Annotated in this window: 13 protein-coding genes; 3 read left to right on the forward strand and 10 right to left on the reverse strand. The window is 66.7% G+C overall.

The features are described 5' to 3' along the window. Positions 1–27 precede the first annotated feature (27 nt). Entirely contained in the window at positions 28–999 is a 972-nt protein-coding gene (locus tag AC1ZV1_RS04480; RefSeq protein WP_484295683.1) for an AraC family transcriptional regulator, read from the forward strand. A 48-nt stretch (positions 1,000–1,047) separates the two neighbouring features. On the opposite strand, the gene AC1ZV1_RS04485 is transcribed toward AC1ZV1_RS04480, so the two are convergent. The 9 genes from AC1ZV1_RS04485 to AC1ZV1_RS04525 all read right to left on the reverse strand — a co-directional run bounded on the left by AC1ZV1_RS04485 (position 1,048) and on the right by AC1ZV1_RS04525 (position 9,611). Beyond that, positions 1,048–1,497 carry a hypothetical protein gene (locus AC1ZV1_RS04485; protein ID WP_484295684.1) on the reverse strand — a complete coding sequence of 150 codons (450 nt, stop codon included), beginning with the start codon at positions 1,495–1,497 and terminating at the stop codon, positions 1,048–1,050. 123 nt (positions 1,498–1,620) lie between these two features. Then, on the reverse strand, positions 1,621–2,160 hold the full coding sequence (locus AC1ZV1_RS04490) for a hypothetical protein (RefSeq protein ID WP_484295685.1): 540 nt from the start codon (positions 2,158–2,160) through the stop codon (positions 1,621–1,623). Between the two features lie 48 nt (positions 2,161–2,208). Then, positions 2,209–3,534 (reverse strand): two-component response regulator AauR, encoded by a 1,326-nt coding sequence (gene aauR / locus AC1ZV1_RS04495; protein WP_484295686.1) that lies wholly within the window; start codon positions 3,532–3,534, stop codon positions 2,209–2,211. Beyond that, positions 3,531–5,429, reverse strand: coding sequence for a sensor histidine kinase (locus AC1ZV1_RS04500; RefSeq protein WP_484295687.1), 1,899 nt, complete (start codon positions 5,427–5,429; stop codon positions 3,531–3,533). Before AC1ZV1_RS04500 ends, aauR begins: the two co-directional genes overlap by 4 nt. Before the next feature lie 81 nt (positions 5,430–5,510). Further along, positions 5,511–6,245, reverse strand: coding sequence for an amino acid ABC transporter ATP-binding protein (locus AC1ZV1_RS04505; RefSeq protein ID WP_484295688.1), 735 nt, complete (start codon positions 6,243–6,245; stop codon positions 5,511–5,513). Next, a complete protein-coding gene (locus AC1ZV1_RS04510; protein ID WP_484295689.1) occupies positions 6,242–6,910 on the reverse strand; it encodes an amino acid ABC transporter permease in 669 nt (222 codons plus the stop codon). The genes AC1ZV1_RS04505 and AC1ZV1_RS04510 overlap by 4 nt, the downstream gene beginning before the upstream one ends. Continuing rightward, positions 6,907–7,653 carry an amino acid ABC transporter permease gene (locus AC1ZV1_RS04515; protein ID WP_484295690.1) on the reverse strand — a complete coding sequence of 249 codons (747 nt, stop codon included), beginning with the start codon at positions 7,651–7,653 and terminating at the stop codon, positions 6,907–6,909. The genes AC1ZV1_RS04510 and AC1ZV1_RS04515 overlap by 4 nt, the downstream gene beginning before the upstream one ends. A 194-nt stretch (positions 7,654–7,847) precedes the next feature. Next, positions 7,848–8,756, reverse strand: coding sequence for a glutamate/aspartate ABC transporter substrate-binding protein (locus tag AC1ZV1_RS04520; RefSeq protein ID WP_017521677.1), 909 nt, complete (start codon positions 8,754–8,756; stop codon positions 7,848–7,850). Between the two features lie 240 nt (positions 8,757–8,996). Then, a complete protein-coding gene (locus AC1ZV1_RS04525; RefSeq protein ID WP_484295691.1) occupies positions 8,997–9,611 on the reverse strand; it encodes a phosphatase PAP2 family protein in 615 nt (204 codons plus the stop codon). 160 nt (positions 9,612–9,771) lie between these two features. Here AC1ZV1_RS04525 and AC1ZV1_RS04530 point away from each other — a divergent pair, with 160 nt between their 5' ends. Beyond that, positions 9,772–10,365 carry an MFS transporter permease gene (locus tag AC1ZV1_RS04530; protein ID WP_484295692.1) on the forward strand — a complete coding sequence of 198 codons (594 nt, stop codon included), beginning with the start codon at positions 9,772–9,774 and terminating at the stop codon, positions 10,363–10,365. On the opposite strand, the gene ada is transcribed toward AC1ZV1_RS04530, so the two are convergent. Continuing rightward, positions 10,309–11,397, reverse strand: a complete 1,089-nt coding sequence (gene ada / locus AC1ZV1_RS04535) for a bifunctional DNA-binding transcriptional regulator/O6-methylguanine-DNA methyltransferase Ada (RefSeq protein ID WP_484295693.1) — start codon at positions 11,395–11,397, stop codon at positions 10,309–10,311. The two genes, AC1ZV1_RS04530 and ada, sit on opposite strands and share 57 nt — an antisense overlap. A 136-nt stretch (positions 11,398–11,533) precedes the next feature. Here ada and AC1ZV1_RS04540 point away from each other — a divergent pair, with 136 nt between their 5' ends. Further along, positions 11,534–13,885 carry an ATP-binding protein gene (locus tag AC1ZV1_RS04540; protein WP_484295694.1) on the forward strand — a complete coding sequence of 784 codons (2,352 nt, stop codon included), beginning with the start codon at positions 11,534–11,536 and terminating at the stop codon, positions 13,883–13,885. Positions 13,886–13,905: the final 20 nt, after the last annotated feature.

The raw sequence follows: 13,905 nt of genomic DNA on the forward strand, positions 1-13,905 counted from the left end.
GCGCACGGCCGGAGCAGTCTCGAGTCCATGAACGCGCCTGCCGCCACGCCGGACCTGACCGATGCCTGGGCTTCCACCGATCCCCTGGGCGAGGCCCTGCATTTCTTGCGCATGAGCGGCACCTTCTATTGCCGTTCGGAGTTCACCGCACCTTGGGGGCTGGACCTGCCGGCCATGCCGCAGTGCCTGATGTTCCATGTGCTGACCGTCGGCGAGTGCTGGCTGGAAGCCGCGGGTGACGAGCCACGTCGCCTGGCGCCGGGCGACCTGGTGCTGGTGCCCCACGGCGAGGGCCACCGGCTGGTGAGTGCGCCGGGTGAGTCGGCGGCGGGGTTGTTCGATCTGCCACGCGCCTACGCCAGTGACCGCTACGAAGTGCTGCGCCAGGGCGGTGCTGGCGAGTCGACAGCGATGATCTGCGGCGCGGTGCGCTTTGATCATCCGGCGGCGTTGCAACTGGTGCGATTGCTACCCCGTGTGCTGGAGGCGCAGGTGCGCGACCCCGGCCAGCGCGAGTGGCTGATGAGTACCCTGCGGTTGATGGAGAGCGAGGCACGGGCCATGCGCCCCGGCGGCGAAACGGTGATCACCCGGTTGGCCGACATCCTGGTGATCCAGGCCATCCGCGCCTGGATCGAGCAGGACCCGGCAGCCCAGAGCGGTTGGCTCGGTGCGCTGCAGGACCGTCAACTGGGGCGTGCACTGAGCCTGATCCACCGCGACCCGGCGCGGGACTGGAGCCTGGCTTCGCTGGCCGGCGCGGCGGCCATGTCGCGTTCCGCGTTCGCAGCGCGCTTCGCCGAAAAGGTCGGCATGCCGGCCATGCACTACGTCACCCGCTGGCGCATGCACGTGGCGCTGAGCTGGCTGCAGGAGCGGGAGATCACCGTCGCCGAGCTGGCCGAGCGCCTCGGCTACCAGTCCGAGGCGGCGTTCAGCCGGGCGTTCAAGCGTTGTATCGGTGTGTCGCCGGGCAGCGTGCGGCGCAGCCTGTCATAGACGCGGAAGTGGCAGAACCGGCCCCAGGATTGCGGAAGCCGGCCAGGTTCAGAGCTGGATGTCGTCGCGGATCAGTACGCAGGTGCAGCCGTCTTCGTCTTCGCGCCAGTCGTGGAGGAAGTACATCTGGATCTTGCCGCCGTCCATCACCGCCAGGTAGTCGCCCACTTCGGGGACGAAGAAGCCCGAGCTGCCCGGCTGGGCTTCGCACTCGATGCGGACGCTGAAGAACAGCGCCGGGTCGGCGTCGTCGAAGAAGTCCTCGCGTTCGGCGGCGTCCCATTCGACCGGTGCTTCGAACGGGCCGAGGAAGAGGATCTTGGCGTCGCCCATGTCCAGTTCTTCGGCGTCCGGGTCATTGTCGTCCGGGCGGTAGACGGTGGCGTCCAGCGCGTGGCTGTCGGCGAGGATGGCCTGGCGGGAGGCCATGCGCTGCTGCGGATCGACGCCAGCGTCGGCGCAGAGCTGGTTCCAGAGGGTTTCGGCTTGGGTGGACATGATGGCTCCCGCTCGTGCGGTCGGTTCGAAGGGCGATAGTGTCCGGGAGGCTGCCGCAGAGATCAACGACCTGCGTCAGCGTGACCGGCGGTGCCGCGGCCGCGCTGACGCCTGGCGATCCGCTCAGCGCGCGCTGATGCGGGCGCGCATCTGCTCCATGCGCTCGATCAGGCTGTCGACCTGTTGCTTGAGGAGGTCGAGGAAGTCGGTTGCTTCACAGTCGACCACCTCGTAGCCGTCGAACAGCGCGAGGCTGCCGTCGGCGCGAAAGCCGTAGCGCTGGGGATCGCTCTCGACCTTGAGCACCGGGGCGAAGTCGTCGATACCCTGGCTGCGGACTTCGGCGAGCTGCAGGCTCAGGCTCAGCCAGTCGGGGATATCCTCGGCCAACCCGAACACCAGCAGCCCGCGCCAGAAGGTCCAGGCAGGGCCCACGTCATAGGCCTTGGCGGGCGGCCAGAACTCGTCGCGGGCGGTGATGTAGAGGCCGCCCAGTTTCGACAGCGTCAGCAGGCGGAATATCTCCGGCAGGGCGAAACCCAGTTCCTGTTCGTAGCGTTCCAGGGCAGCCGGTTCGCCCTTGCCGGCCACCACCTCGAAGTGTTCGATCTGGACGGGCTCGAGAATCTTCCAGATGTCTTTCAGCAGAGCGTCTTCAGTCATTGCCAATCCTTTTCCGAGTGACTGTCAGGGGCAGGGGGAAGCTTGTCGCTACAGGCCGTACTTCTTCACCTTGTCGAACAGCGTGGTCTTGGCCATGCCCAGTGCGTGCGCGGCCTGGCTGAGGTTGCCGGCGTGGCGTTCGAGGGCGGTGGACAACAGGCTCTTCTCGAAGGCTTCCACGGCCTCGGCGAAGCGTGGCTCGCCAGCGTCCGGGCCGAGGTTGCCGCCGGCCAGCACCGGCAGGCCAAGGGCGAAGCGTTCGGCGACGTTGCGCAGCTCGCGCACGTTGCCCGGCCAGTCGTGGGCCATCAGGGTGGCGGCGGTGGCGTTGTCGATGGCCGGTGCCGGGCGGTCGAAGCGTAGCGAGGATTGCTGCAGGAAGTGCTCGAAGAGCATCAGGATATCTTCGCGTCGCTCGCGCAGCGGCGGCAGGTTCAGGGTGATGACGTTGAGGCGGTAATAGAGGTCGCTGCGGAAGGTGCCCTCACGGCCCATGGCGGCGAGGTCGGACTTGGTCGCGGCGATCACCCGGCAATCGACGCGGATCAGTTCGTTGGAGCCCAGGCGTTCCAGCTGCTGTTCCTGCAGCACGCGCAGCAGCTTGATCTGCAGGTTCAGCGGCATGCTCTCGATCTCGTCGAGGAACAGGCTGCCGCCGTCGGCGTGCTCGATCTTGCCGATCCGGCGCTTGCCGGCGCCGGTGAAGGCATGGGCTTCGTGGCCGAAGATCTCGCTGTCGATCAGGCTCTCCGGCAGGCCGCCGCAATTGAGTGCGACGAAGGGCTTGGGCTGGCGCCGGCTGTAGTCGTGCAGGCAACGCGCAACCAGTTCCTTGCCGGTGCCGGTCTCGCCTTCGATGAGCACGTTGGCGGAGGTGTCGGCAACATTGGCGATCAGTTCGCGTAGCGCTTGCATGGCCGGTGAGCGGCCGATCAGGCGGCTTTCCAGGGCCTGCTTGCCGGCGAGCTGGCGACGCAACTGGCTGACTTCGCGGGTCAGGGCGCGCTGGGCCAGGGCGCGGCGCGCGGTGTCCACCAGCTTCTCGGGGGAGAAGGGTTTTTCCATGAAGTCATAGGCGCCGTCGCGCATGGCCTTGACCGCCATGGCGATGTCGCCGTGGCCGGTGATCAGCACCACCGGCAGGCTGGGATCGAGCGCCTTGAGTTTCTCCAGCAGTTGCAGGCCGTCCATGCCGGGCATGCGGATGTCGCTGACGACGATGCCGGGGAAGTCGGCACCGACCTTCTTCAGCGCTTCCTCGGCGCTGCCCACGCTGTCGGTCTCGATGTCTTCCAGGGCCAGCGCCTGCTGGCAGCCGAGACGGACGTGAGGGTCGTCCTCGACGATCAGGACGCGCAGGGATGGGTCGCTCATGCGGGTGTCTCCATGGCGGGTAGCAGCGGCAGGTGCAACTCGAAGGCGGTGCCGCCGGCCTCCGGGTAGGCCACACCGAGGCTGCCGCCGGCGGCGGTGGCAAGGCTGGCCGAGAGGGTCAGGCCCAGGCCCAGGCCGAGTTCGCCGGGCTTGGTGGTGAAGAAAGGTTCGAACAGGTGCTGGCGCTGGTCCTGCGGGATGCCCGGGCCGTTGTCGCGGACCACCAGGCGGTAGGCGTCGCCTTCCTTGTGGCCTTCCAGCCAGAGCTGGCGGTCGTCCTGCGGGCCCATGGCGTCGAGGGCGTTGGCGATCAGGTTGACCAGGATCTGTTCCAGGCGTGTCTGGTCGATAGCCAGCTGGGCGTCTGCATAGTCGCGGTGCAGGGTCACCGGGACGGCGGCCAGGCGGACCTGCAGCACCATCACCGCGGCGTCCACCGCTTTGCTCAGGGTCGCCTGGCCGTGGTCGTCGGCGCGCCGGGCGAAGGCCCGCAGGCTGGCGGTGATACGGCCCATGCGGTCGACCATCTCGGCGATGGCTTCGAGGTTGCTGCTGGCGATGTCCAGCTTGCCGCGCTCGAGGAAGCGCACGCTGTTGCTCGACAGGGTGCGCAGCGCCGCCAGCGGCTGGTTGAGTTCGTGGGCGATGCTGGTGGACATCTGCCCGATCACCGCCAGCTTGCCGGCCTGCACCAGGCGGTCCTGGGCCTTGCGCAGGGTGTCTTCGGCCTGGCGACGTTCGCGGATCTGCTCGCGCAGGTGCTGGTTGCTGGCGCGCAAGTCGGCGGTACGGTCGGCGATACGCCGCTCCAGGGCGTTGTTGGCCTGCTCCAGCGCCTCGCGGGCGGCGAGGCGGGTCGCGATGACCTTGCGCCGCTCGTTCCAGGCGATCAGCAGGAAGGCGAACAGGGCGAAGCCCAGGGCGGCGAGCATGCCGTGGATCATGGCTTCGCGGCGCAGGTCGGCCAGCGGCGTGAGCAGTGTGAAGTTCCACGAAGTGTCGCTGAGCTGGCGCGTCTGCATCAGGTAGCCGAGCGGCTTGTGGCTGTCGGCGCGGCCGTCGCCGGTCTGCGTGGGGAAGCTGATCTCCTCGACGCCGTCGCCGAGCGGGTGGCGCGACAGCGGCTGCCATTCGTTGAGCGCCCACCAGTAGTACTGCAGGCTGCGGGCGAGGCGTTCCTTGTCCTGCTCGCTGAGCGGGCGCACCGCTTTCAGGCGCAGGGACGGGTCGCTGGAGAGGATGATGATGCCGTTCTCGTCACTGACGAAGGCCTGCAGGCGTGCCTTCTCCCAGCGCTCTTCAAGGGACTCCATGCGTACCTTCACCACGGCCACGCCGACGATCCTGCCGCCGTGGACCAGCCCGTGGGCGAGGTAGTAGCCGGGCTCGCCGGTGGTGCTGCCGATGCCGTAGAAGCGGCCGGGGCGGCCGTTCACCGCTTCCTGGAAATAGGCGCGGAAGGACAGGTCTTCGCCCAGGTAGCTGTCGGCGTCCTGCCAGTTGCTGGTGGCCTGCACGCGACCGGCGGTGTCCAGCAGGTACACGGCACGGCTGCCGGCGCGGCGGTTGAGGCCTTCGAGGTAGTGGTTGACGCGGTCGCGGTGCAGCGGTGTCGGGTCGACCAGCAGGCGGCTGACACTGCCTTCGAGTTCCAGCAGGCTGGGCAGGTAGGTGTAGCGGCTGATCTCGCTTTCCACGCCGCGGGCGTGCAGTTCGAGCTGGCGTTCGCCGGTCTCGATCAGGCTGCGGGTGCCGGCGCCTTCGCTGATCAGGTAGCCGCCATAGCCGAAGCCCAGCGTGAGCAGGAGCAGCAGGAGGGGCAGCAGGTAGTTGCGCACGAGGCGTGGCTTCACGGTGAGCGGCGACGGCAATGGGCTGGAAGCGCATTGCAGCACAGTCGTCCGGGCCGAACCAGCCCAACGCCGGGGGGCGACGAGGGACTGGCTCGGGTACCACACGGTGCGCCGTCCCCCGGTTTAGTGCGGGAGGATCTTGGCGAGGAACTGCTGGGTTCGCTCGGCGCGGTTCTGCAGGTCGCCGAAGAACTCTTCCTTCGGACAGTCTTCGACGATCTGTCCGCGGTCCATGAAAATCACCCGGTCGGCGACCTTGCGTGCAAAGCCCATCTCGTGGGTCACGCACATCATGGTCATGCCTTCGTGGGCGAGCTGGACCATCACGTCGAGCACCTCGTTGACCATCTCCGGGTCGAGCGCCGAGGTCGGTTCGTCGAACAGCATGACGATCGGGTCCATGGCCAGGGCGCGGGCAATGGCGACGCGCTGCTGCTGGCCGCCGGAAAGCTGGCCGGGGTGCTTGTGCGCATGGGCCTTGAGGCCGACGCGGTCGAGCAGCGCCAGGCCCTTGTCCATCGCCTCGTCCTTGCTCCGCCCCAGCACCTTGCGCTGGGCGATGGTGAGGTTCTCGGTGATGGTCAGGTGCGGGAACAGCTCGAAGTGCTGGAACACCATGCCGACGCGCGAGCGCAATTTCGGCAGGTCGGTCTTCGGGTTGGCGATGGAGGTGCCGTCGACGGTGATGTCGCCCTTCTGGAAGGGCTCCAGCGCGTTGACGCACTTGATCAGGGTCGACTTGCCCGAGCCGGACGGCCCGCAGACCACCACCACCTCACCCTTGGCGACCTGGGTGTTGCAGTCGGTGAGCACCTGGAAGTCGCCATACCATTTGCTGACGTTATCGATGGAGATCATACGGTTAACCTTTTCTGCAGGCGCTTCACGCCCAGGGACGCGGCGAAGCTGATGACGAAGTAGACGAGACCGGCGAAGATCAGGAACTCATGGGGCTGGCCGATGATGTCGCCACGCGAGCGGGCGGCGTTGAGGAAGTCCATCAGGCCGACGCTGTAGACCAGCGAGGTGTCCTGGAACAGGATGATGCTCTGCTGCAGCAGCAGCGGGGTCATCTTGCGGAACGCCTGGGGCAGGATGATCAGGCGCATGGACTGGCCGTAGGTCATGCCCAGCGCGTAGGACGCGCCGATCTGCCCCTTCGGGATGGCCTGGATGCCGGCGCGGACGATTTCGCAGTAGTACGCCGCCTCGAACATCATGAAGGCCACCAGGCACGAGGTGAACGCGCCCACGGGGGTGTCCTGGCCGGTGATCCAGCGCAGGATGAACGGCACCGCGAAGTAGAACCAGGTGATCACCAGCAGCAGCGGAATCGAGCGGAAGTAGTTCACGTAGAAGCCGGCGATGTTCGACAGCAGCTTGCTGTTGGACAGCCGCATCAGCGCGAGGAGGGTGCCCAGCACCACGCCGCCCAATACACCCAGCGCCATCAGCTGCAGGGTGGTGAGCATGCCTTCCCACAGGCCGGGGAGGGCGGGGACGATCTGGCTGAAGTCCATCATTTACCTCCCACGGAGATCAGACCGGGCACCGCTACCTTGCGCTCGACGAAGCGCATGATCAGCATCAGGCTCATGTTCAGGGTGAAGTAGATCGCCGTGGCGAGGGTGAAGGCCTCGAACAGGTTGGCGCTGAATTCGGCGGTCTGCTTGGTCTGCGCCAGCAGCTCCATGAGGCCGATCAGCGAGGCCACCGAAGAGTTCTTGAAGACGTTGAGAAATTCCGAGGTCAGCGGTGGAATGATGATCCGGAAGGCTTGCGGCAGCAGCACGTGGCGGTAGATCGCCGGGAGGCGGAAGCCCACGGCGCTGGCGGCGGCCAGTTGGCCCTTGGGCAGTGCCTGGATGCCGGTGCGCACCTGCTCGCAGACCCGCGCGGCGGTGAACAGGCCCAGGCACACGACGACGCTGATGAAGGCCGAGGTTTCCGGGGCGATGCCCAGCTTGAACCAGTCCTGGATCGGCTGCGGCAGGTAGTCCGGCACGAAGAAGTACCAGAGGAACAGCTGCACCAGCAGCGGCACATTGCGGAACAGCTCCACATAGGCCGTGGCGATGCCCGACAGCCAGCGGTTGGGCAGGGTACGCATCACGCCCAGCAGCGAGCCGAGCGCCAGGGCGATGACCCAGGCTGCGAGCGACACGGCGATGGTCCAGCCCAGGCCGGTGATGTACCAGTCCAGGTAGCGCTCGTCGCCGATCCCGGTGGACTTGAAGAACACGCCCCAGTCCCAGTTGTAATCCATGACGGGTTTCCCCTCGATTGCGTTTCACGGTTGCTTGGAACGGCACGGTGCCGGACGCGGGCGCAAGGCGTCCCGCCACCCGCGGGTAGCGGGTGTTCCGGCATCGTCATCAGGAAAGGTGGGCCGGGAGCGCATGGCGTGCGCTCCCGATCCCCCGCGTGGCTACGCCTTGTGGGCGCAGCCGCGCGCGACCGTTACATCTGCTCGGCAGACTTGTCGGTCGGATTGGCGATCAGCTTCTTGAGCTCATCACTCATCGGGAAGTTGAGGTTCAGGTTCTTCGGCGGGATGGGCTGCATGAACCACTTGTCGTAGATCTTGTTGACCTCACCCGAGGCGAAGGTATCGGAGATGGCCTTGTCGACCACCTTCTTGAACGGTGCGTCGCCCTTGCGAACCATGCACGCGTAGATCTCGAAGGATTGCGGCTTGCCGACCACGTGCCAGTCGTCGGGCTTCTTGGCCTTGGCCATTTCGCCGTAGAGCAGCGCGTCGTCCATCATGAAGGCCACGGCGCGGCCGGACTCGAGCATCAGGAAGGACTCGCCGTGGTCCTTGGCCGAGATGATGTTCATGCCCATCTTCTGGTCGGCGTTCATCTGCTTGAGCAGACGCTCGGAGGTGGTGCCGGCAGTGGTCACCACGTTCTTGCCCTTGAGGTCCGGGAAGTCGTTGATGCCTGAACTGGTCTTGGTCAGCAGGCGGGTGCCGACCTCGAAGATGCCGACGGAGAAGTCGACCTGCTTCTGGCGCTCGAGGTTGTTGGTGGTGGAGCCGCACTCGATGTCCACGGTGCCGTTCTGCACCAGCGGGATACGGGTCTGGGAGGTCACCAGGTTGTAGCGAACCTTCAGGTCGGGAGCGTTCAGCTCTTTCTTCAGGGCTTCGACGACCTTGATCTGCAGGTCGTGGGAGTAACCTTCCGGTTGACGCGGATCGCTGCCGAGGTAGGAGAAGGGGATGGAGGCGTCACGGTGGCCGAGGACGATGGTGCCGGAGTCCTTGATCTTCTTCAGGGTACCGGTCAGTTCTTCGGCGACGACGGGAGTGGCGAGCAGGGCCGCGACAATGGCGACGCCCAACGCACGGGGTGCGAAACGCATGGAGACTACCTCGACTGGTTGTGTTTGTTATTCAGTCCTGCGCCGGCGAGGCTCACTCCAGGCCGGTCGCATGTTCGAGGAGGAGCAGAGCAGGCTCCGTGCCAAAGCTTGCTATATTTTCTAACTTATTGAATCTGAAGAATTAATTTTAATCTCGTGTGAGTGATGGGGACGGGCTGTGTTCGGCAATCCGGATTCCTTGCGGATTCTTCGTTCGGAAATCCGAACGAAATGCCAGGCTCAGACGTCCGGCTGGCCGGCCCACTGGCCGCGCTGGAAGGGCTGGTCGCGGTCGGCCAGATGCGCGGCGATGCGTTCCAGCACGTGGTGTGTCGGGGCACGCACGCCGGAGAGCGCCTGGCCCAGGCCCAGCGCGAGGACCAGCAGCAGGAGGGCTGGCTGGAAAACCGGCAGGCTGATGCGAGTGACGCCGAGGAACGCCGCGCTGGTGCCCAGGCCCAACGCCAGGCCGGCATAGACCTCCGCCGGTGAATGCACGTTGATCGCCAGTCGCGAGAAGCCCACCAGCACGGCGATCGCCGCCGCCAATGCGGCAGTGGCCAGGCTGGCGCGCCGCGAGGTGAAGAGCTGTGCGGCGAGGGTCGGCAGCACGGCACCGGCCATCATGCTGTGGCCGGAAATGCCGGTGAAGTTCAGGTTCGGAATCCCGATCCCCCAGCCCATGAAGGCCAGCTTCGAGCTCACCACCAGGGCAGTCGAGAATCCGAACAGCACCAGCCACAGCCCGGCCTTGGCCGACTCGCCGCGGTATAGCAGCCAGCAGAACACCAATACGGCGGCCGGCGCCAGCAGCGAGCTGTCGCCCAGTCGGGTGATCAGGGGCCAGAAGGTCATGGGCATTCGGAGCAGACGACGAAAGTTGCCAACGCTAGCACAGCGCGCGGCTATCCGACGGCCCATGCGACAGGATGCGACCCCTGCGCGCTGTGGACCGCTTGGCCCGGGCGCCGGGCCTGGACGACAATGGCGCCTTCAGCCCCAAGGAGTGCCTGTCATGGAAATGGAAAACCCCTATCGCGCCCCGGAAGCCCCGTTGGTGGAGGCGCGTGCCGGCGCCGAACAGGCCAATCGGTTCTTCGTCATCTCCATCACCAAGATGACCGTGCTGTACGTGGCGACGCTGGGCCTGTTCAACCTCTACTGGATGTACAAGCACTGGTCGATCCAGAAGCCGCACATGCCGGGCAAGATCAACCCGCCGCTGCGCAGCCTGTTCATGATCTTCTACATCCATTCCCTTGCCCGCCGCGTGCACGAAGCGTTGCCCGACGATCAGCGCCGGGCCTGGCGCTACAGCAGCGAGGCCACCTGGGCGGTCGTGCTGTTGATCGTCTCCAACGTCGCCGACAAGCTCACCAGCCACGTTCCCGAACTGAGCCACTACAGCCTGCCGTTCATCGTTCTCGGCCTGGTGCCGCTCATCCCGCTGACGAACATCCAGCGCCGCGCCAACGAGGCCAGTGGCGACCCGCAGGGACAGGGCAATGCCTCGATCACCCGCTACAACGTGCCGTTCCTGATCCTCGGCGGCCTACTCTGGGTGCTGATCGTGATCGGCTCGGTGGCGGAGTTCGCGGGCGTCGCCTGAGCCGCCTTCGCGCCGCAGCAATTCACGCTTGCGCGGCAGTCCCCAGCGATAGCCGCCTTCGCCCGTGCTGCCGACCACCCGGTGGCAGGGCACCAGCAGGCCGACGTGATTGCTCGCGCAGGCGCGGGCAATGGCGCGCGGATGGGTGCCCAGCTGTTCGGCCAGCTCGCCGTAGCGCCGTGTCTCGCCGCTCGGAATGCGTGTGAGCGCACGCCAGACGCGTAGCTGGAAGGCGCTGCCGTGCAGGTCGAGCGGCAGGTGAGTGGCCTGCTCGGGCTCTTCCAGCTGGGTGATCACCTCGCGCAGCCAGTCGCCCATACCTTCGTCGTCACGGACGCGCTCGGCCGCGGCGAAGCGCTCGGCCAACTGGCGCTCCAGTTCGGCGGCGTCATCGGAGAAGAGCAGGGCGCAGACGCCCTTGTCGGTGGCCGCCAGCAGGATCAGTCCGAGCGGACAGGGCGCGATGGCATAGCGCAGGCGTTCGCCGGCGCCTTTCTGCCGGCGCTGCGCGGGGCTCAGCGGCGTAGCGTTTTCATACAGGGCGCGGGTGCCGGAGTAGCCAGCCTCCAGCGCGGCGTCGAGCACCGAGCGCGATTGCGGCAGGGCGGCAGCCAGCCGTTGTTCGCGGCGGGATTCCGCCCACGCTCTCGGCGTGAGGCCGGTACGGGCCTTGAAGGCGCGGGCCAGGTGCGAGGCGGACAGGCCGATACGCCCGGCGAGTTCCTCCAGGGTCAAGGGCTTTTCGGCCTTGTCGAGCAGCTCGCAGGCCGCGGCAACCAGTGCATCGAGCTGTTCTCGCGGGCTCGGGCCATGCGGCGAGCAGCGCTTGCAGGGGCGGAAACCGGCGGCTTCGGCCGCTTCGGGGGCGTTGTAGAACGCCACGTTTTCCCGTGACGGCCGGCGCGCCGGGCAGTTCGGCCGGCAGTAGACGCCCGTGGAGCGCACGCTGAAGACGAAACGCCCTTCATAGCGCGCATCGCGCTCGCAGACCGCTCGCCAGCAGCGCTCGGGGTCAAGTGGGGTGGTCGTCATGGCAGCTCTCCGGGGGCAATGGCTGTTGGAGCGATTCTCCGTCCCGACACCACGCGCAGCAATCCGCATCGCGTTTTCAAACTCGAAGCGCGGCGGCAGGGGCTACGCTTGCTGGGTATTCCCTGAAGAAGACCCCATGCCCTTGCGCCGATTCTGCCTGTGCTGCCTTCTGCTGCTCCTCGCGCTCAGCGGCGAGACCCGTGCCGCGAGCCTGGCGCTGAGCGATCAGGAGCGGGCCTTCATCACGGCCCACGAGCCGATCCGTGTCGGCCTGTTCCGCGCCGGCTGGCCGCCGTTCGAGGTGATCGACGAATTCGACCAGTTCCACGGTATCAGCGCCGATTACCTGCAATTGCTGTCCGAGCGCCTGGGCATGAAGGTCCAGCCGGTGCTCTACAACACCTGGGAAGATGTGCTCGCGGCGGTAAAGGCCGGCGAGGTCGACCTGCTGCCTTCCATGGCGGCCACCGAAGAACGCCAGCGCTTCCTGAGCTTCACGCAGCCCTACGTCACCACCAGCAGCCTGATCTTCGCCCGGCGCGACAGCACCATCCGAACACTGGACGACCTGTCCGGTCGGCGGGTCGCGGTGGAGCAGGGCTACGCCGTCCATGAGCTGCTGAGCAAGGCGGTGCCGGGAGTCGACTTCGTGCGGGTGGAAGACTCCCCCAGCGCGCTCAAGGCCGTCTCCACGGGGCGCGCCGATGCCTACGTGGGCAACCTGATCACCACCACCTTCCTGATCGAGCAACTCGGCCTTTCCAACATGGAGGTGCGTGGCGACAGTGGCCTGGGCAACAGCCAGGTACGCTTCGCCACGCGCAAGGCGCTGGAGCCGCTGATTCCGCTGCTGGACCGCGCCCTGGGCAACATCACCCGCAGTGAGCAGGAGGCGATTCAGGCGCGCTGGCTGCCGTCGCTGGATGTCTTCGACTGGATGAACCTGCTGCAAATCGCCTGGCCCTGGGTGGTGGGCTTCCTCGCCCTGCTGACTTTCGTGCTGGTATGGAACCGCCGGCTGTCGATCCAGGTGGCCGAGCGCGCCCGCGCCGAAGCGGAGGAGCGCCGCCAGCGCAGCACCCTGCTGGCGCTGATCAACTCGATTCCCGATCCCATCTGGTTCAAGGACACGCAAGGTCGCTACCTGGGCGTCAACCAGGCCTTCGCCGACTGCCTGGGGCGCGCGCCGGACGACATCGTCGGGCGCAGCGACCAGCAGATGTTCAGCCGCGCGGCGGGAGATGGCCGGCAGGAGCGTGACCGCCAGGCGCTGACCGCGAGCGAGCCCTATGCCAGTGAAGGCTGGGTGGTCTATCCCGATGGCCGGCGGGTGCTCTTCGATACCCTGCGCAGCGCCTTCCACGACGACCACGGCCGGCTGCTCGGCCTGGTGGGCGTCAGCCGTGACGTCACCGCGCGCAAGTCCACCGAACTGGCGCTGGCCGAGGCCCGCGACCTGGCCGAAGAGGCCGCGCAGCTCAAGAGCGACTTCCTCGCCAACATGAGCCACGAGATCCGCACGCCGCTGAACATCATCATCGGCCTCGCGCACCTGCTCCAGGAGACCACCCTGGACCCGCAGCAGGTGGACTACCTCGGCAAGATCCAGGGCTCGGGCCAGTACTTGCTGGAACTGATCAGCGACATCCTCGACCTGTCCCGCGTCGAGGCCGGCAAGCTGGAGTTCGAGCGCATCGGCTTCGACCTGGAGCGCCTGCTTGGCGAACTTTTCGACCTGTTCAACATCCGCGCGGCGAGCAAGGGACTGACGGTGCGTTGCGAAATCGACCCACGGGTTCCCGCCCAGGTGGTGGGTGATTCGCTGCGCCTGCGGCAGATACTGATGAACTACGGCAACAACGCGCTGAAATTCACCGAGCAGGGCGAAGTGGTGCTGATCGTCCGCCTGGAAGACGAGGACGAAGACAGCCTGCAGCTCTACTTCGCCTTCCGTGATACCGGCATCGGCATCGCCGAGGCGCAGCAGGAGCGCCTGTTCGAATCCTTCCAGCAGGCGGACAGCTCCATCACCCGCCGTTACGGCGGTTCCGGCCTGGGGCTGGCGATCTGCAAGAAGCTGGCCGAGGCAATGGGCGGTCGCGTCGGGGTGGAAAGCGAGCCCAACCGCGGCAGCCTGTTCTGGTGCCGGCTGCCGCTGGGCCGGGTGGACGACTCGGCGAGCCTGCGCCTGCAGGCCATCAGCCACGAACCGCTGCCCGTGCCGCTGCTGCCGACCGCCGCGAGCGCGCCAGCGCTGCTGGAGAACGGCAACGTCGCCGAGGTCGAGCAGGTCTGCCGGCGCCTGGCGCATCTGCTGGCGGCGGACGACCCGCGCGCCGGGCGATTGCTCGGTGAACGTGCAGGCCTGCTGCGCAGCGTCTTCAATGAGGGGTACGAGGGCATTGCCACGAGCGTGCGGCGCTTCGAATTCGAGCGCGCCCTGGAAAGCCTGGTGAATCTCGCGAGGGAGCGCGATATCCGGATGTGAAGGGGCGGATGGAGAAACGC

The sequence above is a fragment of the Pseudomonas sp. BB438 genome (assembly GCF_057180225.1).

Excerpts from the sequence above, each read along its gene's own strand:
- AC1ZV1_RS04530 (WP_484295692.1), top strand. The coding sequence starts at position 9,772 with ATGGAAATGGAAAACCCCTATCGCGCCCCGGAAGCCCCGTTGGTGGAG.
- AC1ZV1_RS04510 (WP_484295689.1), bottom strand. The coding sequence starts at position 6,910 with ATGATGGACTTCAGCCAGATCGTCCCCGCCCTCCCCGGCCTGTGGGAA.
- AC1ZV1_RS04515 (WP_484295690.1), bottom strand. The coding sequence starts at position 7,653 with ATGGATTACAACTGGGACTGGGGCGTGTTCTTCAAGTCCACCGGGATC.
- AC1ZV1_RS04525 (WP_484295691.1), bottom strand. The coding sequence starts at position 9,611 with ATGACCTTCTGGCCCCTGATCACCCGACTGGGCGACAGCTCGCTGCTG.
- AC1ZV1_RS04520 (WP_017521677.1), bottom strand. The coding sequence starts at position 8,756 with ATGCGTTTCGCACCCCGTGCGTTGGGCGTCGCCATTGTCGCGGCCCTG.
- AC1ZV1_RS04480 (WP_484295683.1), top strand. The coding sequence starts at position 28 with ATGAACGCGCCTGCCGCCACGCCGGACCTGACCGATGCCTGGGCTTCC.
- aauR (WP_484295686.1), bottom strand. The coding sequence starts at position 3,534 with ATGAGCGACCCATCCCTGCGCGTCCTGATCGTCGAGGACGACCCTCAC.
- AC1ZV1_RS04540 (WP_484295694.1), top strand. The coding sequence starts at position 11,534 with ATGCCCTTGCGCCGATTCTGCCTGTGCTGCCTTCTGCTGCTCCTCGCG.
- ada (WP_484295693.1), bottom strand. The coding sequence starts at position 11,397 with ATGACGACCACCCCACTTGACCCCGAGCGCTGCTGGCGAGCGGTCTGC.
- AC1ZV1_RS04485 (WP_484295684.1), bottom strand. The coding sequence starts at position 1,497 with ATGTCCACCCAAGCCGAAACCCTCTGGAACCAGCTCTGCGCCGACGCT.
- AC1ZV1_RS04490 (WP_484295685.1), bottom strand. The coding sequence starts at position 2,160 with ATGACTGAAGACGCTCTGCTGAAAGACATCTGGAAGATTCTCGAGCCC.
- AC1ZV1_RS04505 (WP_484295688.1), bottom strand. The coding sequence starts at position 6,245 with ATGATCTCCATCGATAACGTCAGCAAATGGTATGGCGACTTCCAGGTG.